This window comes from Pseudoalteromonas sp. AWM4_233 (genome assembly GCF_056158285.1).
Map to the genome: position 1 here is coordinate 2056976 of NZ_JBSWSZ010000001.1, position 19889 is coordinate 2076864.

The window sequence follows — 19889 nt, forward strand, 5'->3', positions numbered from 1 at the left end:
TCAGCCATTTGCTCATCTATTCACAAATAATAGATATAAATAGGCAATCCTTGCCATTTTACAGCACATTTATTCACAATTTTTTTTCTGGTCAGGCCAGAGAAGCGTCCCTATAGCAGGCAATAACAGGACTGCACCCAACATATTCACTAAAAACATGAAGGTGAGCAGAATCCCCATATCAACTTGGAATTTAAGTGCAGAGAATATCCAAGTACTCACACCTATTGCTAGCGTAATACCAGTGAATAGTACAGCACTGCCTCGTTCAGCCAGAGCATTACGGTAGGCAATAGATAAAGGCACATTTTGCTTAAGCTGAGTCATCATCGATGAAAGGATATAGATACCATAGTCAACACCAATGCCCACACCGAGAGCAATAACTGGTAATGTTGATACAGTTAAACCAATTTCCAGCTTCACCATCAGTGCTTGCGCCAAAGTAGATACAATGTAGAGAGGTAGGACAACTGCAATCGTCGCTTTAACACTTCTAAAGCTTAATAAGCATAGAATGATGACAGCACCATATACATAGATCATCATCGGAATTTGTGCTTCAGCTACCGATTCATTGGTCGCAGCCATTACCCCTATCGGGCCCGAAGCTAACTTAAATTGTACTTTGTCTGTATTCTCTATTGACGCAAACTCTTTGATTTTAGCAACGACATGGTCAATGGTTTCAGCTTTGTGATCTTCCATAAAGATAACAATCGGCATCACTGAGCAATCGCCATTAAGTAAACCCGTGCTCGTTTCAACACGAGAAGTTGCCTGAACTAAAGAAGCACTATTACGTGGAAGTGTTTGCCACTTCAAATTGCCTTCGTTGTAACCTGCATTCACTGATTGCGCAACAGAGCTTAAAGACACTGCAGACTGCACACCTTCTAAGTTCTCGATTCTCCATTGGAAACGACTAACTCGTTCCATAGTATCAAACTCAGTACAGGCTGCAGGGTACGCTTCTACTAGTACCTTTAAGATATCTGACGAAATGGTGTATCTATCATTAATCAGGAAGGTATCTTGGTTGTATCTTGCTGTTTCATGAAGCGCTGGGGCACCGGCATGTAGATCACCAATCTTCATGTTATTTGATTGCCAATAACCAAAGGCAAATAACACAACAGAGATAAAGATGATTATTTTGGCTTTTTTAGGGTCTGTTGCTGCAACTAAACTTTCACGCATCGCAGTGAATAACTTATGCGATGATGTATCACCATCATCAACACGGTGGATCTTTGAAGAGTTAAAATAAGAAGCAAGTACAGGTAATAACAGTAGATTAGTAAAAATAATAACAGCAACACCTAAACTCGCTGTGATAGCAAGCTCACGAATAATGCCGATATCAATTGCTAATAACGTTAAGAAGCCTACTGTATCTGATAATAATGCGATACCACCCGGAATAAGTAGCGCTTTAAAACTTGCTTGCGCTGCAACTTTACTCGATACCCCTTCAGATACTTTCTTACCAATGGCATTGATCATTTGCACGCCATGGCTCACACCAATTGCAAACACTAAGAATGGCACCAGGATTGACATAGGATCTAAACCAAACCCTAAAGTAGCAAGTAAGCCCATTTGCCAAATAACGGCAATCAATGAACATAAAATTGGTAGAAGCGTTAATTTGAAACTCTTACAGAATAACCACACCATTATAAAGGTGAAGACGATAGCTATAACGAAGAATAAAACTACCCCTTTCGCACCATCTGCGATATCACCAGCCATTTTAGCAAAACCAATAATATGAATACTCACATTATCATTCTCTAATGGCTTGCGAATTTCATCCTCTAGCTTTTTAGCAAACACCAGCGTATCTAACTTTTCCTGTGTTTGTGGATCAGTCTCTAGTAATTGCGCGGTCACCATGGCACAACTGTAGTCACTGGCAATCATTCGCCCTACTACATTGGCTTTTTCAATGTTTTGCTTTACGACTGCTAACCCTTTTTCTGTTGGTGCAAAATTAGCAGGAATAATAGGCCCACCGGCGAAACCATCTTCTACGACTTCCACAAAGCGTGCACTCGGTGAAAAAATAGAATTTACCAGCGGTCTATTAACACCAGGGATAAAATAAAGCTGGTCATGCACTGATTTTAGTGTTGAGAAAAATGGTTCATTAAAAATATCGCCATTGGCATCACACACCGAAATTAAAATACTGTTGGCACCCCCAAACTGTTTTTCATGCTTAAGATACACTTTCATGTAATCATGTTGCAGAGGAATATTCTTAGTAAAGGCTGCGTCTAGTTGAATATGTGTTGCTTTGTAACCAAGAAAAATAGTGGCGAATATAAACGCCAAAACCATAAAGAGTCTGTGACGAAATACGACATATTCGAGTTTATTCAATATAGCTTGCATTACTTGCTATCTCCCCAAGTAATTAGCCCTTTTTCTGTTGCCATAATTACTTTGTTATTAAATATGGTGGCTGACAAAATTGCATGACCTGAAGGCAGTTGTTCACTAGTCACCTGCTGACCATTAAAAGCGTGGATCAACCCAGAGTTTGCTAAAAGTAAAGATGAATCTTTAAATGGCAAAATTGAATTAATTGTTGCCGTTTGCGCAATGTCGATTTCAGTAAAACCAATATCACTTTGTGACTTAATGAAAGCATTTCCTCTTAGTCCTGCAACCAGAATCTGTCCATCTGGTGTTTCGTTCACACTAAAAAAAGAACCAGGGTAAAACTCTTCAAACTTTTGCCAGGAGATGCCTTTGTCTTCACTTTTACCCACTAAACCCATTTCTCCCACAAGATAAAAAACGTTATCTTGTATTAGCAAACGATTAAAATGCGGCAGAATAAACTTAATTTCATCTTGATAGGCTTCAGGATCATCCTGCTTTAGTTCTTCAAGATATTCTTTGTCATCAGGGTGCACAAAATCACTGATGAATTGTGATTGCCAAGTTTGGCCACCATTATCAGTCTTATAAAACATGCCATAGGCACCAATAGCAAAACCCGTATTCTCATCGATGAATTCAATATCTAAGCATGGCTTGCCTTGTCCAGGTAAGTGCTGTTGTAATTGCCAAGTTTTACCATTATCTGAACTATGTACTATGGTTGCATCATGACCACATGCCCATGCTGCTTTATCAGATTTTATCGTGACAGCGGTTAAAAGCGATTGAACTGGCACTTCAGCTTGTTGCCAACTCTGGCCATCATTTGAAGTCACAATTGTGCCAAACTTGCCAACTGCAACGACTTGATTATCTGTGCTATCAACGTCTGCAAATAGTGTTGTATGTGGTTTTGCAACTTGAAGTGAAGTGGCTGGCGCTGATAATGCTTCATAAGAAGAAAAAGCCGCCATTAAGCAAAACGCGTACTGATTAAATTTCATGCTGAATACTCGAACATCTGTTGTCGAAGACAAAGAAACTTGTCTTGAAAGTTGAATAAAGTGGCTGGGTGACAGCCACTTTTTATTTCTATTTGAAGATTAACGCTTACCTTCGCGACGAAGTGCACTTTGCGTAAACTCATTGTCTTTAAATGACTGTGTGAAGTCATACATAGACTCTTCGTTATCAAGACCAATAGCTAGGTAACGGCGAGAGTTTAAGTCATGGTAAACATCTAATGTACTCCAATGCGTAGGTACATCGTAATAGTTCAAACCATGTGCCATCGCAACGCGATACATTTGATCACGGTTATCATAAATATCCGTTACATGGATCTGCCAGCTATCTTCATCAATGTAGAATACACGCTTCTTATAAATATGGCGTGTACCATCTTTAAGGTTAGCTTCAACTACCCAGACGCGGTGCTTCTCATAACGCACGTGTTCAGGATTGATATGGCCTGCGTGAAGAATGTCATCATACTTTAGCTTATCGCTGTGAAGCTTGTAGCTGTTGTAAGGAATGTACATCTCTTTCTTGCCTTTTAAAGTCCACTCATAGCGATTTGGTGAACCATTAAACATATCAAAATCATCGGTAGTACGAAGACTATCTGACGCTGTTCCTGGTGCATCATAAGCAACATTTGGTGCACGACGAACACGACGTTGACCCGTGTTATAGGTCCACGCTTGACGAGGTGTTAAGATTTGGTCCATTGTTTCATGTACAAGAAGTGCAGTACCGGCAAGTCGTGCAGGTTCTGTTACTTTTTGCTTGAACTTGAATAATACATTCGACTCTTGAAGTGCTTCAGGCGTTGCCGCTGGATCAGAATATTTAACAAGTAGCTTTTCATCAAAGCCAATAATGTTATACGAACCAGACGCCGTAGGCATTGCTTGACCACCAAAACGTGCGATTGATAGACCACGGTAACGTAATAAGTGGTTCCAAATTGCTTCTAGGCCATTTGCAGGAACAGGAAATGGAATACCGATAGCCGTATTTTTTATACCATTACCACCTTCAATCAACTCTGCAGTTTGTGCATATTTCTTAGTTGCGTCATAAACAAACTGAGGATATGCAGCACTACGACGAGTTGGGTAAATGTTCATTTTGAACGTATCAGGATACGTTTCGAATAATGCAATTTGGCCCGGACTCAATAAGTCTTTATGTTTATCAAGGTTACTCTTATCGATAGTTAAAATAACTTTATCGTCTGCATATGGGTCAATGTGGTGCATGCCCGGCTCAAAACCTGCAGGTGGCTTAGTAATACCGCCTGTCCATGCTGGAATTGACCCATCAGCGTTGCCCGCTTTCTCTGCACCAATTGGCGTTAAATCCGCACCTAATCGAGCTACTTGCTCAGCAGTCATATCTGCATGAGCGAATGGAGCAGCCATCATTGTTATAATTGTTGCTGCGATCATGCTTGGTTTTTTAAACATATAACAAGCCCTTAAATTGAATACTTAATATTGAAAGAGACAAAATCACGGTCTGCAAAGGTATTTGTTGCACCGCCACCCCAGAATGTGTTGTAGCTAAAGTCAAATGACCAAGCATTCTGGTAAGTGAAGTTCATTGTCATACCCAAAGACTTTCTGTCTTCGACAAATAGATACATAGGATCTGGCGTCGTACCATTTACATCATGTGAGAACACAATACGAGGAGAGAAGTTAACGCCAGCAAAAAGGTTATTGTAATCACCCTTCGCTATTAAACGATAACCCCAAGAAGACGCTGTTGGGAATGGGTTTGTTTCTGGGCCATTCGAAAGTGCCATATGAAGAAGGTCATACTTTGCTCCCTTCTCAATCAAAGGACCATACCCTTCAATCGTGCCACTGCGGCCAGTACCTGCAACATTTAGACGAAGTTCGTCGTAGCTAGGCATGTCTTTAATTGTTACAGCACCTACTTCACCAACTACAGCCCAGCTATCAGCACCTAAAGAAGGACCGAATAAATGCGTTGCAGTAAACTGAACTTGCATAGAGTCTTTTAGAATGTAACCTTGTGCAACTTCGCCTGGCTTAACGTAGCTCACTTCATCTCTTGCACTTAACTGAGACAGACTGCTGAAATCTTCACGAAGACCCGAGTAAGCTAGCTGTTCAGCCATACCAGCGTAAAGTAACTCTACGTCGTCAATCTGCAGAGGCTCGTCTTGACGATAAGAAAACTCACCTGAGAAAGCAGTTTCACCAATGGCTGTATTAAAACTTAAACCATAAAGCTTGATATCTTCAGGGTAAGTAATAGTAGCTTGAGTGAAAGCATTTAAATTAGTTACATTATTCTCATCAATTGGGTTTGCAGCAATATATGCTAAGTCCTGTGCAATAACATCAGCTTCAAAGTTTGATGCTTTACCAGAGATAAGCGGACGGCGGCTATGATAGTTAATGTAGTACAGCGCAAATTCTGTATCATTTAACTCAGGTGCAAACATACCAAGACGAATACCATACTGGCCTGCGTCTTTAGGTTCACTCTTACCGTTTAAGCCCTTACCTTTAAGCGCAACTTTCGTTGGGTAAGCCATATACATTGACGCTGCAGTTTGACCAACTAATTCAGGAGTTGGCTCTACGCCTTGAGCAATTAAAGCCGCTGTTGCATCAGCATAAAGGCTGTTAAGTGACTCAGTTAAATGGTGTAAATCAATATCAGGGTTTGACGTAAAACCTAACTGTACGTTTTGCATATAACCGTTTTCAGATGCAAAATCGTTTGTAGAGAAATAACTACCCGATGCAGGCAAACGAGTCTCATGCCACTGGTACTGATAGAAACCTTCTAAGGTTACATTTTCAGTAATACCTAAAGACGCCCAGAACATACCGACAGGAATAAACGCTTCTTTTAATTCAGAACCTGGCGCTCTTAAACGATCAATATCAACAGGGTTTACATTGATACCGTGAGAGATGAGTGTACTTTCACCCCAGTTTACAACTTGTTGACCTAGTCGAACAGAAAGTGGATTTTGACCATCATTCAAATCAAAGTCAGCCCAAATGAAAGCATCCAATAGACGCACGTCAGAACATACCTGCTCTTTAGTTTGTTTATCAGCACAAGGATCTACTTTTTTACCTGATACTGGGTTGGTATAGGCAAAATCACCATCTTCCATCGCAAAATCTTTAAAATACATAAAGCGCGAGAAAATACCCCAGTTATCTTTAGAGATACTGAAATCGTGAGTACCTTTAATTAATTGAGAAAAAGTGTCACCAGAATCAAAGTTCAGGTTACCAGCGTCGCCATTATTTGAATAAGCGCCTGGCTGAGCCCAAACTTGAGCAGAGCCATACTTTGTATTACCAAGACCTGCATTGTAACCAGACCAATCAAACCTTGGGTGGTTACTTTTACCAATATACTGGAAGTCGCGATCTTCTACACGAATACTTTGACCGTATGAAAAGGTTGAATCGAATGTGATGTCAAAATCACCGACTTGGAAACTTGCAGCTGAAACATTTGCACTTGTTACAGCAACTGTGGCCGCTAAGCCGAGCATTATTTTGTTTGGAACAAAGAGCGCTCTTTTAATCATTATGCGTTCCCCCTATGCGGGTTATTTTAATCAAGTTGTTGTTTTTATATTGAAGTAACATTAGAAGTGAACGTACAAAAACTCAAATTCACTAAACCAAAAGTTACTATTTTTTTGTTCTGGACACGACTTTACCCTTGGTAAGACGTCTTACCAGATAATTTATAACACGTAATTCTGCTTTATAACAAATCCTATTCTCAAAATTGTGACGATTTAATGCGCTGAACAATAAACTAATAATATTTTATTCTAAATTATCGATTATTATTCAGCCGAAATTTGAAGTTATTAATAACAATACAATTTTTGTTTTTAAGACACTTTATCAAGAGAAATAAAGCTATTTTCGTCTGTGAGACAAAGTCTAAACCGCCCCCTTATGCCAAGGGTGCTGACAAAACGTCTAATATGTGTAGCGGGAAAACGAATGCTTTTACCACCATCTTCGATTACTTGAACAAACTCGTAATCGCCTCGATAGTAAGCCATGCATTCGTCATAGCTTAAAGATAAATAAAAATAGTACTCTATCATTTATGCGTTTAATGCCTTATCCACTTTTTCAAATAAGTCATCACTCAAGTTATCAATTCTCGCAATACGCTGTAACTGAGCCTGTATTAATTGCTGACGGGAGCTGTCATAACGTTTCCATGACATAAACGGCGTCACCATTCTCGAGGCATTCTGTGGGTTAATTGCATTTAGCTCAATTAATAAATCTGCAAGTAGTTCATAGCCCTTTCCATCAATACGATGGAATTGAGCAGGATTACTGCGCGCAAATTGACCAACTAAAGCGCGCACTCGGTTTGGATTTGATTTATCGAAACAAGGGTGATCATATAAAGACTTTATTAAGTCAATCGCGCCATCATTATCTGTAGTCGCTTGAAGTGCAAACCATTTATCCATGACTAAAGCATCATGTCGCCATTGCGCATCGAATTGTGAAATTAACTGTTCAGTAATTTCATGATCGGCATTTTTTACCGCTTTAAGCGCAGACAATTTGAGTGTCATATTGTCTTGCTGGCTATTTACAAGTAACCAATCAGTTACCTCATCATTTTCAATAAGTGCCAAATAATACAGTGCCGTTGCTTTTAAGCTCCTGGCTGCAACCGCATTAGCACTTATTTCACCAGAGTCTGAGCAACTTTCATAAGCAGCGATCAGTTCTGATTGCAATTGTGTCGCAATTTGACGTTCGAATTGTTTGTAGATGTGAACCAGCTCAGTGATTGGAACAGGAGAAAACTCAGCACTAACAGTGTCAAAATTAGGTAGTTTGATCAGTTCAGAGATAAGGGCTTTGTCAGTGTTTTCTTCAGTAACAATTGATTTAAGCGCTTTAATTAAGGTGTCAGAGATACTAACTGGATCACTACCCGACATTGTGTTCACAGCGTGTTTAATTTCCATCGTGAAAGCACGCTGGGCCGCTTCCCAACGCGTAAAGTCACTAGAAGCATGTCTAAGAATATGTATCAACTCTTCACACTCGTAGTCATAGTTTACAACACAAGGCGCGGAAAAGTTTTCTAGTAAAACAGGCGTTGGCTTAGATGTGATATTTTCAAAAGTAAACTCGGCACTCATTTCTTTCAGTTCAATAACAGTATCGAAATCTTTGCCATTAGAAATAAGCGGTATCGTATTGCCTTCTGTATCAAGGAGCTCGATTGCAATCGGAATATGCAGCGGCTCAGAAACTGGATCATTTTCGGCATGAATTTGATTAAGTTTTAATGTGAAGGCTTGTTGTTCAGCATTATAAGAAGTTTCAACTTGAACCGTTGGCGTACCAAACTGACGGTACCAAAGTTTAAATTGCTCTAAGCATTTTCCACTGGCATCACTCATAGCCGCAACGAAGTCATCGCATGTAACAGCTTGACCATCGTGACGTTCAAAATAAAGTTTCATGCCTTTTTGAAAATTAGCTTCACCTAATAAGGTGTGCATCATTCGAATGACTTCTGCCCCCTTGTTATAAACTGTCACAGTATAAAAGTTATTCATCTCAATCACTTTTTCTGGACGTATAGGGTGAGCCATTGGGCCTGCATCTTCAGCAAACTGATGTGTTCTCATCGCCATAACCGCGTCGATTCGATTCAACGCGCGTGAGCCAAGGTCACTACTGAACTCTTGATCTCTAAATACTGTCAACCCTTCTTTTAAAGACAACTGAAACCAATCGCGGCAAGTAACACGGTTGCCAGTCCAATTATGGAAATATTCGTGGCCAACAATTGATTCGATTGTATGATAGTCACGATCTGTTGCTGTTTGTTGATTTGCCAAAACGCAAGCACTGTTAAAGACATTTAATCCTTTATTTTCCATTGCCCCCATATTGAAGAAGTCAACAGCCACTATCATATAGATATCTAGATCGTACTCTAGGTCAAATCGTTCTTCATCCCACTTCATGGCATTTTTAAGCGATGCCATTGCATGAGGTGTTTTATTTAAATTGCCTTTATCAACAAAAATCTCAAGCGCAACTTCACGACCGCTTCTGGTCACAAAGGTATCTCTAAGAACATCAAAATCACCGGCTACAAGGGCGAATAAATAACTCGGCTTTTTATGTGGGTCTTGCCACTTAGTGAAACGACGTCCGTCAGGCCAAGTGCCCTCTTCGATTTTATTGCCATTAGATAATAAGTAGGGAATGTCTTTATTAGCAATAATTGTTACTAAGTAATCAGTTAACACATCGGGTCTATCTAAGAAATACGTGATTTTTCTAAACCCTTCAGCCTCACACTGGGTGCAATAAGCACCTTCTGAAAGATAAAGGCCCTCTAATGATGTATTTGTACTAGGAGAAATCGTGTTCTCAATTTCTAGTGTGAATTCATTTGGAAGATTCTTGAGCGTTAATGATGTCTCAGTTTGAACAAAATCTTTAAATAATTGACCATTCACTTTTACCGAGATCAAGTTTAATTCAACACCATCTAGACAAAGCTCAGAGACTGCTTGCGCTGCTGAATAAAGTGCTTTGCTGACTACCTTGGTATCTGTTGGGTGTAATTCTACAGTTAACTCTAAATTCGTTACTGTGTGAGAAGGTGCTTGATAATCTTTTAAATACTTAGCTTGAGGCTGGCTTTGCATATCGAATTCCTTAAAAGAGTTAGCCCTTTAAAAAGGGCTAATCATTATGCATGGATTATGCTTGTTCTTTGTCTAACTGTTTTGGCTCAATTTTTAAAATCTTAATGCCTATGTACGCATAGATTATTGCCAAGAATGGATTAATTAAGTTGAAGAAGGCATAGACTGCGTAGTCGAGTGGATTGATCATTAATACACTTTGCATATACGCACCACATGTATTCCATGGGATTAATGGGCTGGTAATTGTACCACCGTCTTCAAGTGTTCTTGATAAGTTCACACTTTTTAACCCACGTTTTTTATATTCTTCTTTAAACATACGTCCAGGTACAACAATGGCGATATATTGATCAGCGGCAATTAAGTTCGTACCGAAACAAGTTGCAATCGTTGACGCTATCAACGAGCCAGTACTGCGTGCCACTCTTAAAATACTTCTTACAAACACTTCTAGTAAGCCTGTCTTTTCCATAATGGCACCGAACATCAAAGCTGTCATGACCAACCATGTCGTTGTCAGCATACCAGCCATGCCACCTCCACTTAATAAGTCGTCCATGGTGCCATCACCTGTTTGAATTGCGAAACCATCATAGAATGTCGCCCAAACAAGTTTAAAGTAACCGACTAATTGCCCTTGAGATACATCAACTTGCGTGGCAAGTAAATCTGATTGAAAGATAAGTGCCCAGACAGCCCCGATCACTGCACCAATTGAAATTGCAGGAAAGGCTGGCATTTTCTTATAAGCCAAAACAAGCAATACAATCAAAGGAACCAGCATCATAGGGTTGATATTAAAGTTGGTATTTAAAATTGAAACAATTTCATCAATTCGACCAATATCACTTGATACATCTGCACTGAACCCCATGATGACAAAGATGATCATCGCAATTACAAAGCTTGGTACCGTCGTCCAAAGCATATGTTGAATATGTTCAAAAAGGTCGCTGCCAGCAACAGCTGGGGCTAAATTCGTTGTTTCAGAAAGCGGGCTTAATTTATCACCAAAATATGCGCCTGAGATTACCGCACCCGCTGTGACAACTTGATCTAAACCAAGACCTGTTGCAACACCAAGTAAAGCGACACCTATGGTGGCAGCAGTCGTCCACGAAGAGCCGATACTCATTGCAACAATCCCACAAATTAGACAACTCGCTGCATAGAACCATTGTGGACTGATTATTTGTAACCCGTAATAGATTAATGTCGGGACAGTTCCTGAAAGCAACCACGTGCCAATTAAAGCACCAACCATCAGAAGAATTAATATAGCGCCCAAAGATAAGGTGATGCCTTTGATCATTGCCTCTTCTAATAAACGCCAAGTGTAGCCATTTTTTAAGCCAACGAGGGCAGCTGTAAATGTGGCAAATAGAAGTGCAATTTGATTAGGACCTGATGAAGAGTTGTCACCATAAAGATACACTGCAGATCCTAATAAACAGACCAATACAAAGATTGGTATAAATGCATCAAGAAATGATGCTTGCTTTTGTTGTTTCAACTGGGTTCTCCCGGCAAGGTGGACCTTGCTCTAATTAATATTCAAAAGGCTCAAGGCCGTTTTTATTTTTATATCATTTACACGATTGAATATTTGCTGAAGCACTGACATCTTCTCAGTGTTTTAGCAAAAGTTCAGTTTTTCGTGTGGAAGCAATACCTACCTTTTCAATTGACTACTCAATTTCAAAGATTGGTTTTATTCACGGTAATCTTCTTTTATGAAAAAATTACGTACTTATTCCAATAATAACAAAACATATTGCTTAGAGTAATAAAAAAGGCGCCGAAGCGCCTTTATTAAATGGGTTCTTGCTTAATTTTGAAGATTGTTCTTTGCCAATCGCCCATATCTGATTAAATCTTGAGTGATCAGCGCTGCTTCTTCTAAATAAGGGTCAAGCTCAGAGATTACATCGGGCACATCGTCTAAGTCTTTCACTGGTTCTAAACCAAGACGTTTTAATCTTTCATTTGTTCTCGCTAATGAACGCTGCTCTGATTCCTCTCTGTCTTTTAGCCTCTGAGATTCAACTAAAGAGATAAAGTTTTTATCTTTTTCTTCGTTATAACGAGCTATATCTGCCAATACATAATTAAATTCAGGCTCTTGCGCCACACGTAATGCATGCTTTTCGTTTAAATATGTTACAAGCGGGTTTAAGTTATCTAAACTCTTATATTTCGCTTGCTTAATCTTATCCCAAGGCAACGCATTGTCCTCTTGACTCTCCCCCCACTCTTCAGGTTCGATAGCCGAAGGTAATAAAATGTCAGGTACGACACCTTTATGTTGCGTGCTACCGCCGTTAATACGATAAAACTTCGCAATTGTGTAAGTTACGCTGCCGAGGGCATTGCTGAATAAGTCATAGTTTTTTGCAAGAGGTCTGTGCTGCTGCACTGTACCTTTACCAAACGTTTGCTCACCAATTACAATACCACGACCGTAATCTTGAATAGCTGCAGCAAAAATTTCTGATGCCGATGCGCTATATCTGTCTACAAGTACAGTGATTGGACCATCATAAAAAGTAATGCCGTCTCTGTCTTTTTGAGCTTCTACTCGATTGTATGCTGTATGAATTTGAACAACTGGACCTTGGTCGATGAACAAGCCAGTCAATTGCGTAGCTTCATACAATGAACCACCGCCATTTTGACGAAGGTCAATCACAATACCATCAACGTTTTGTTCTTTTAACTTTGTTAGTTCGACCTTAACGTCTTTAGATAAGTTGTTATAGAAACTTGGGATCTCAATCACACCGATTTTTGAAGTTAAATCAGAATATTTTGCTTCAAAAACGTCAGATTTTGCGGCTCTATCTTCTAGCTTGATCTTATCTCGAACAATTTCAACCACTTTAGGCGTGCCATGGGTATCTGAACCTTTTAAATACTGAAGACGAACTTTAGTGCCTTTAGGACCTTTGATCAGATCAACAACGTTATCTAAACGCCAGCCGATAACATCGACAAATTCTTCACCCTCTTGAGCCACACCAACAATTTTATCATCTGGCTTAATCTTTTCAGACTTGTCTGCCGGACCACCTGGCACAAGTGAACGAATAACTGTGTAGTCTTCATCATAACCTAGTACTGCGCCAATGCCTTCTAACTCAAGATCCATATCCATCTTGAATTGTTCAGCTCTGCGTGGCGATAAGTAGGATGTATGTGCTTCAATGCTTCGCGCAAACGCATTCATCACGACTTGGAATGCATCTTCACTGTCGGTTTGACTTAAACGTTTTAACGCATTGTTGTAACGTTTAGTCAGTAATTCTTTAATTTCAGGCCACGTTTTGCCTGTCAATTTTAAACGTAACGCATCAGATTTTACGCGTTGACGCCAATACTCATTCAACTCGTCTTGAGTTTTAGCAAACTCAGCTTCTTCTCTGTCATAGTAAAATGCATCTTCTTTATCAAAAGTCATTTCTTTATCTAGCAGCGAGATGGCGTATTGAAAGCGTTCAAAACGGCGTTGTAAGCTTAAGTTGAATAAGTCATAAGCAAAATCAAGTTTGCCTGACATAAGGGCATCGTCAAATTGCTTTTTGTTCGCTTCAAAACGCGCAATGTCAGATTGCAAAAAGATAGACTTACTGAAATCTAGAGACTCAACATATCTATCAAAAATTTGCTCTGACAGCGCGTCATTGAAGCTAAATCGCTTGTAATGCTGTCGAGTAAATAAGTTAGTCACCCTTTTACTTGCTGTTGTATGCTGAGCCTCTTGCTTTAATACGGGAATATCCTTCGCTGTAACAGCATCAACTGCAGCAAAAGAAGCACTAGAGATGAGTGCAGCGACAACGGGAATGAGCGAAAACTTTTTACTCATACACTACTCCTTAAACGATAAATAAGCTGTCAGCTTTTGTTTTAACTTGCATACCAGTTACTAGTTCAACATGAACTTCGTCTTTGTTTACTTCAGTAATGGTCGCATTAACAAGGGCCTGACCAAGTTTAACTTTTACTTTGTTATTAACCTTGACTTCAGAAGCTGGCAAAGGTTCAACTTTTCCTGAGCTACGTTTTGCTTGTTGAGCTGCAGGCTTCTTGTTAACTCTAGCGCCTTTGTCGTTAGAACGTGACTGACCATGCGGTTTCTTTTTGTAAGATTTTGTGTCACCGTCTTGTTGACGAGGACGCTGTGGCTTTTTACGCTTGGCCATTTTTGCACGGCTTTCTTCAAGTGCTTTTTGAGCGTGTTCAATGTGCTCTTGTTCCACTTTTTCAGCATCATTACCATCTAGGTCTACGCGGAATTCATTTTTAGTTACGGCTTCTAAATAACGCCAATTTGAGGTGTACTTGCGAAGTGCTTGACGAACTTGCGTTTTACTTACAACTTCTGAACCTTCAATACGTTCAGCAACGTCTTTAAAAATACCAACTTTTAACGGTTTGATGCCGTCTTTTTTCTTGAAGCAGTTAGGGAATTCTTTAAATAAGAACTCCAATACTTCATTAATGTCTTTTAGCTTGTTTGTGGTTTCCATGTTTAACCTATTTTTTATACCTGTTCATCTAATGATGAATGAATATAGTGAGTAACCCAATCTGTTAACTCTTCAAACTCAGCCTCAATAAGTGCTAAATCACCACGAAGATGTTCCCAGATGCCGTTAATCAAGTTGTCGATTGTTTCACAATCTAAATCATCAGGTAGCATATCCCATGCAAAATGAATTAATTCATTTAAGGTTTCTGCTACCTGCTCTTCTTCTCCTTCCCAATCACCAACATCATGAATGGCAAAAAGATAATCTTGTACATTTAAAAGGTCTTTCACTAAAGTGTGGCCTCAAAAATCTTCACTATTTGTTCAAGACCTGCTTGGTCATCTAAATCAAAGCGAGCATGCAGTGGGCTATCAATGTCTAACACGCCAAATACTTCACCGTTTTTAAAAACAGGCACTACAATTTCAGAATTTGATGCTGCATCACAGGCGATATGACCTGCAAAAGCGTGCACATCTTCAACAAGTTGTGTACTTTTCGAATGTGCTGCAGTACCACATACCCCTTTTCCAACCGGAATACGGATACATGCAGGGTTACCTTGGAAAGGCCCTAACACTAACTCGTCAGGGGTATCGATTAAGTAGAAACCTGCCCAGTTAACGTCATCTAACGATGTAAAAAGCAAAGCACTGAGGTTTGCCATGTTTGCGATTGCGTTTTTTTCGTCGCTGATCAAACCTTCGGCCTGTTTGGCCAAAGATTGATAGAAGTCTGTTTTTTGCATTCGACTCATCAAAATAAAATGTTCAAATGCTTAAGGTACTCTTTAGCGTTAAGAATTAAAACCTTTTCAGCAGAAAAACTGTTAATAAACTGAAAAACAGAGCATTAATTGGTTAGTTTTCAGGCTGCGCGTTAATTAAAGCGTCTTAAGCCATATAAAAACAGACCTGAAGCAAGTGCAGCCATCACTGTATTGACTAAAAATACCATACCTGCTGAAGCTGAAAACAAGAAGCTAAATAAGGCCCCGCCAAGCATCCCTAGCGTCAAGACACCTGAATATTGAACTTTATTATATTTATACATGAGCATATAACCAGGCACGACGAGTAACGCCATTGAAAGGCCGACTATATACGCATTAGCAATGGCACTCATCAACAAAGAAAAAAACATTTTTGCCCCACCGCTTTCTGCACTCAGTGCGTAGTATACCCCTAACGTTGTCCCTACAATTACAGGAGCCAGTAGTGACATTGCCACACTTTTAGCCAGTTGTTGTTTCATTGCGTCTCACCCTTCTTTTTATTGTATGAATTAGAGAGTGTATGAAAACGTACAAATAACCAGTGGACTTTAGTCGAAGCTCTAGCCAAGTGAGAGAAAGAAATGCAAAAAAAAAGCCGCTAGTAATCTAGCGGCTTACTTATTCTATGAATAAGTGGCGGAGAGATAGGGATTTGAACCCTAGATACGCTATTAACGTATGCCGGTTTTCAAGACCGGTGCTTTCAACCACTCAGCCATCTCTCCGAAGTAGGAACTTTTTGATTGTTCAAAAAGTCAAAATTAGTGGCGGAGAGATAGGGATTTGAACCCTAGATACGCTATTAACGTATGCCGGTTTTCAAGACCGGTGCTTTCAACCACTCAGCCATCTCTCCGCAGCGGGGCGAATAATAGGGAAAGCTGAGGCAGTTGTGAAGCTTTTTTTTCAACTTTTTGTTTAACCGAGCAAAAAAAGGACACAACGTTCGTTATTTCAGCGAAAATGGTCATTCAGTATATCGAAATCAGGTTTTTATTGTGTTTGACCCAAAAAAAACCGATCGGGTATTTGAATAACTATATTTGCCCACATTTATAAGACTTGATACTCTTAGGTAGTTCATTTATCGGAACATTTGTTTCATTTAAGGAGTTTAACCATGGCATTCAATCATTCGTACGGCGCCGCTAAACCGGTAATGTCGACAATTGAAACGAACAAGGTTTTAAAAAATACTTATTTCCTATTGGCTATGACACTGGCATTTAGTGCAGTGACTGCCGCTATTTCAATGACAATGGCATTACCACGCTTCACTGGCCTGGTTTGCTCGTTGATTGGTTTTGGTTTGATCTTCGTAATTCAGAAAAAAGCCAATTCATCATCAGCAATCGGTCTAGTATTCCTTTTCACTGGCATTATGGGTTTTGGTTTAGGTCCTCTACTTGCTCATTACGCAGCAATGCCGAATGGCGGCCTACTTATTACTCAAGCGCTAGGTTCTACTGCACTGATTTTCTTCGGTCTTTCAGCGTACGCGTTAACAACTAAAAAAGACTTCTCTTTCATGGGCGGTTTTTTAACTGTTGGTTTAATCGTGGTTGTAATCTCAAGCCTAGTAAACCTTTTCATTGGTAGCTCAGTTGCATTTATGGCTATAAACGCTGCTGTTGTATTGCTGATGTCAGGTATGATTTTATTCGATACAAGCCGTATCATTAACGGTGGCGAAACAAACTATGTAATGGCAACGGTAAGTCTTTACCTTAATATCTACAACCTGTTTGTATCACTACTTCAACTTCTTGGCATGTCAAATGATGACTAAGTCATAAGTTTTGTTAAAATAAGCCCCACATGGGGCTTTTTTTATGAGAAAAATTTGCGTAATTTCGTCTTGTCACTGCATTCTGGTGTAGATGATCACCACAATGTATTCCTTTTAAAACGATTTGTTGATGCTGCTTTACAAGCTGGTCACCAAATTGATTGTATTTTCTTATACCAAGATGGGGTGTATCACGCCAACCAAAATATTCAACTCGCAAGTGACGAGTTCCCTCTCGTAGAGACTTGGCAATCACTTCATGCTTTAAACATTCCTATTTTACTGTGCGTCACTGCAGCAGAAAAACGTGGCATTGATATAGATAACACGGGTAGCTTTAAAGTTGCAGGTCTGGCTGAGTTTTCAATGTTGGCAGCAAAAGCTGATAAATGGGTGCAATTCAAATGAAGAATATTTTAGTCATCAGCAATAAAGCCCCTTTCGATAAAATGCATATTCGCGAATCATTGGATACGTGCTTAATTTTCGCAGCCATTGAGCAAAACATCAGTTGGCTATTTAAAGATGATGCTGTTTTAGCTTTAAAAGCTGGCTATAACCTCTCAAATTCAGGTTTAAAAGATTTTTTTAAAACCCTTAAGACGCTTGAAATCTATGATGTTGAACAAGTCTATGTGTGTGCTGAAAGCCTTAAAAAGTATGCGATGACTTCCGATAATTTAAGTATCGAGGTCACCCCTCTCTCTTTAGAAAAGCAACAATCACTAATTTCTAACCAAGATCATACGGTAGTTTTATCATGAGTACTGTTCATATTTTCTCAAAGCCGTTCAGTAACTATAGCGCCACGACAATTGAGCTGATACAAAATGACGCTAACCAGCTTTTATTAACCGGTGATGCTTGCTTTGATTGGCACGCGTTTACATCACTACAAGTGAATAATATATATTTATTAAAAACATGTGTTGAGCTTCGAAATATTGAAACTTCAGACGCTGTTAACTTAGTTGACGACTCAACTTGGGTCGAGCTAATCACCACCAACAACACAGTAAATTGGTAATATGATCGAATTTAATAACACCCAAATAGAGACCGATAAGCAAGGTTACTTACTTGACCATACACAGTGGTGCGAATCATTAGCGCCAATTATTGCTGCGGAAGAAAATATCGAGCTATCAGAAGCACATTGGGAAGTTGTGCGTTTTGTCAGAGACTTTTATGAAGAGTACAACACCAGCCCTGCAATCCGTATGCTCGTGAAAGCCATGGCCAAAGCGCTTGGTGAAGATAAAGGCAATAGTATGTATTTATATAAACTATTTCCAAAAGGTCCAGCTAAACAGGCGACAAAAATAGCTGGTCTACCAAAACCTGCGCGGTGTATTTAAGCATCTAACCAAAATTTAGTTATAAAAAAAGGGCTGATTATCAGCCCTTTCTCATTTTTTAGACCTTACTTAGTATATGCTCGTGGCATATCTGAAGGCGTATTGTAACGGTCACGTAACTTGTCATGGCGTGAATCATTTGTATTCACTTTTTCACCGTTGATCCACATTGATTCAATACTTGTGCTGAATTCAAATGGATCTGCACTCCAAAGTACTAAATCAGCGCGTTGACCTTTAGCTACTTTACCTGCATTCAGACCAAACACATCTGCAATATTGCTTGTTACTGCTTTTAATGCACCGTCATGGCTCATGCCATTTGCAACAGCAATACCCGCATCAAAACGTAGCTGATAGACATTGTGGCTTGAGTCCGAACCCACTGCTAAAAGAACTTTAACACCCGCTTTTTCAAGCTCACCCGCCGTTTCAAGACTTGCGTGAAGCGAATCAAAGTCACTAGGTAAATTGCTAACAGCGCTTAAGATAACCGGCGTTTTGCTTTCAGAGATCTGAGTTTTTACCAAAGGCGCATCTTCAGCATTCCAAAGTATTAGGTTTAAGCCAAACTGCTTTTTAACCTTTAACAACTCTAAAATGTCTGATGCACGAGATACTTTAGTAATAACAGGTAGCTCGCCTTTAAGAACTTTTGTTAAAACCTGCTCTTCTTTACTAGGCTCGTCTTTCTTATCCTCTTTTTTGTCTTTCTTTGCTAATTTCTTTTGTTGACCTTCAAGTTTGTCAACTAACTGCTTTAAAGACACTGCACGAGAACCACTGCTCTTTGCACCTAAACGCACAATCAAGGCTGTCTCTGTAGCTGTAACACTTTCAAAGTCACCTGTAAGGTCTGTTACAAAGCTTAAACCTGAGAAAATGCTCTCACCACCACGTGGTACAACCACGTTTTGTGTTAGACCACCTTTACGCGCATAAGGAATTAACGAAGAGCGAGGGTTAAATGCTGTGCTTGCATCAAACATTGCACCCGCTTTTTTGTCATGACCATCGTTTGAGCGAGAAACAGCCCCCACTTCAACAAGACCCACTTGATTCATTGAACCAATGAAACCCGGCGTTAAGATTTTGTCTTGCGCATCGATAGTTACGTCTGCTGAAACTGATGATGGGTTAATGGCAATGATTTTACCGTCTTCGATTAGTACTGTGGCGTCTTTAAGTACACCTTTATCAGTCATAGTATGAACTGTGGCATTCGTAATTGCCGTAACTTGTGCAAATGCTGTAGAGCTCGCAAGTAAAGCACCCGTTACTAAAGATAAATTAAACTTTTTCATGCTTT

18 protein-coding genes and 2 tRNA genes are annotated in these 19889 nt (G+C 39.7%); 5 read left to right on the top strand and 15 right to left on the bottom strand.

From position 1 onward, the window contains the following. Window positions 1-69 precede the first annotated feature (69 nt). The 14 genes from ACXAC4_RS09105 to ACXAC4_RS09170 form a co-directional block, all read right to left on the bottom strand. A complete protein-coding gene (locus tag ACXAC4_RS09105; protein ID WP_475160776.1) occupies window positions 70-2400 on the bottom strand; it encodes an efflux RND transporter permease subunit in 2331 nt (776 codons plus the stop codon). Next, window positions 2400-3398, bottom strand: coding sequence for a YCF48-related protein (locus ACXAC4_RS09110; RefSeq protein WP_475160778.1), 999 nt, complete (start codon window positions 3396-3398; stop codon window positions 2400-2402). The genes ACXAC4_RS09105 and ACXAC4_RS09110 overlap by 1 nt, the downstream gene beginning before the upstream one ends. A 99-nt stretch (window positions 3399-3497) precedes the next feature. Continuing rightward, window positions 3498-4865, bottom strand: coding sequence for a DUF1329 domain-containing protein (locus ACXAC4_RS09115; RefSeq protein ID WP_475160781.1), 1368 nt, complete (start codon window positions 4863-4865; stop codon window positions 3498-3500). Window positions 4866-4876: 11 nt separating this feature from the next. Next, window positions 4877-6988 (bottom strand): DUF1302 domain-containing protein, encoded by a 2112-nt coding sequence (locus ACXAC4_RS09120; RefSeq protein WP_475160783.1) that lies wholly within the window; start codon window positions 6986-6988, stop codon window positions 4877-4879. 315 nt (window positions 6989-7303) lie between these two features. Then, window positions 7304-7525, bottom strand: coding sequence for a DUF2835 family protein (locus tag ACXAC4_RS09125; RefSeq protein ID WP_349286510.1), 222 nt, complete (start codon window positions 7523-7525; stop codon window positions 7304-7306). Further along, a complete protein-coding gene (gene pepN, locus ACXAC4_RS09130; RefSeq protein ID WP_475160787.1) occupies window positions 7526-10123 on the bottom strand; it encodes an aminopeptidase N in 2598 nt (865 codons plus the stop codon). A 55-nt stretch (window positions 10124-10178) separates the two neighbouring features. Then, window positions 10179-11639, bottom strand: a complete 1461-nt coding sequence (gene nhaC, locus ACXAC4_RS09135; protein ID WP_475160790.1) for a Na+/H+ antiporter NhaC — start codon at window positions 11637-11639, stop codon at window positions 10179-10181. A gap of 315 nt (window positions 11640-11954) precedes the next feature. Continuing rightward, window positions 11955-13991 carry a carboxy terminal-processing peptidase gene (prc, locus tag ACXAC4_RS09140; protein ID WP_475160792.1) on the bottom strand — a complete coding sequence of 679 codons (2037 nt, stop codon included), beginning with the start codon at window positions 13989-13991 and terminating at the stop codon, window positions 11955-11957. A 10-nt stretch (window positions 13992-14001) separates the two neighbouring features. Next, window positions 14002-14655, bottom strand: a complete 654-nt coding sequence (gene proQ, locus ACXAC4_RS09145; RefSeq protein WP_138478556.1) for an RNA chaperone ProQ — start codon at window positions 14653-14655, stop codon at window positions 14002-14004. A gap of 14 nt (window positions 14656-14669) precedes the next feature. After that, window positions 14670-14948, bottom strand: coding sequence for a hypothetical protein (locus ACXAC4_RS09150; protein ID WP_130253618.1), 279 nt, complete (start codon window positions 14946-14948; stop codon window positions 14670-14672). Next, window positions 14948-15406, bottom strand: coding sequence for a GAF domain-containing protein (locus ACXAC4_RS09155; RefSeq protein WP_138568362.1), 459 nt, complete (start codon window positions 15404-15406; stop codon window positions 14948-14950). Before ACXAC4_RS09155 ends, ACXAC4_RS09150 begins: the two co-directional genes overlap by 1 nt. Window positions 15407-15537: 131 nt before the next feature. Next, window positions 15538-15912, bottom strand: coding sequence for a hypothetical protein (locus tag ACXAC4_RS09160; RefSeq protein ID WP_475160796.1), 375 nt, complete (start codon window positions 15910-15912; stop codon window positions 15538-15540). Between the two features lie 155 nt (window positions 15913-16067). Continuing rightward, window positions 16068-16158, bottom strand: a tRNA-Ser gene (locus tag ACXAC4_RS09165). Between the two features lie 40 nt (window positions 16159-16198). After that, window positions 16199-16289, bottom strand: a tRNA-Ser gene (locus ACXAC4_RS09170). 264 nt (window positions 16290-16553) lie between these two features. On the opposite strand from ACXAC4_RS09170, the gene ACXAC4_RS09175 reads away from it, so the two are divergent. From ACXAC4_RS09175 to ACXAC4_RS09195, 5 genes are read left to right on the top strand one after another with little or no spacing between them, the layout of a single operon-like run. Next, window positions 16554-17222 (top strand): Bax inhibitor-1/YccA family protein, encoded by a 669-nt coding sequence (locus tag ACXAC4_RS09175; RefSeq protein ID WP_058029962.1) that lies wholly within the window; start codon window positions 16554-16556, stop codon window positions 17220-17222. Window positions 17223-17276: 54 nt separating this feature from the next. Next, window positions 17277-17630: a sulfurtransferase complex subunit TusD gene (gene tusD, locus ACXAC4_RS09180; RefSeq protein WP_475160798.1), complete on the top strand. Its 354-nt coding sequence runs from the start codon at window positions 17277-17279 to the stop codon at window positions 17628-17630. After that, window positions 17627-17986 (top strand): sulfurtransferase complex subunit TusC, encoded by a 360-nt coding sequence (tusC, locus tag ACXAC4_RS09185; RefSeq protein ID WP_475160801.1) that lies wholly within the window; start codon window positions 17627-17629, stop codon window positions 17984-17986. The genes tusD and tusC overlap by 4 nt, the downstream gene beginning before the upstream one ends. Beyond that, window positions 17983-18249 carry a hypothetical protein gene (locus ACXAC4_RS09190; RefSeq protein ID WP_475160804.1) on the top strand — a complete coding sequence of 89 codons (267 nt, stop codon included), beginning with the start codon at window positions 17983-17985 and terminating at the stop codon, window positions 18247-18249. The genes tusC and ACXAC4_RS09190 overlap by 4 nt, the downstream gene beginning before the upstream one ends. A 1-nt stretch (window position 18250) precedes the next feature. Then, the gene (locus ACXAC4_RS09195) at window positions 18251-18580 is read left to right on the top strand and encodes a TusE/DsrC/DsvC family sulfur relay protein (RefSeq protein ID WP_349286500.1); all 330 of its coding nucleotides are present in this window, start codon (window positions 18251-18253) and stop codon (window positions 18578-18580) included. Between the two features lie 65 nt (window positions 18581-18645). Here ACXAC4_RS09195 and ACXAC4_RS09200 read toward each other — a convergent pair whose 3' ends face one another. Further along, the gene (locus ACXAC4_RS09200; protein ID WP_475160808.1) at window positions 18646-19884 is read right to left on the bottom strand and encodes an amidohydrolase family protein; all 1239 of its coding nucleotides are present in this window, start codon (window positions 19882-19884) and stop codon (window positions 18646-18648) included. Between the last annotated feature and the right edge of the window lie 5 nt (window positions 19885-19889).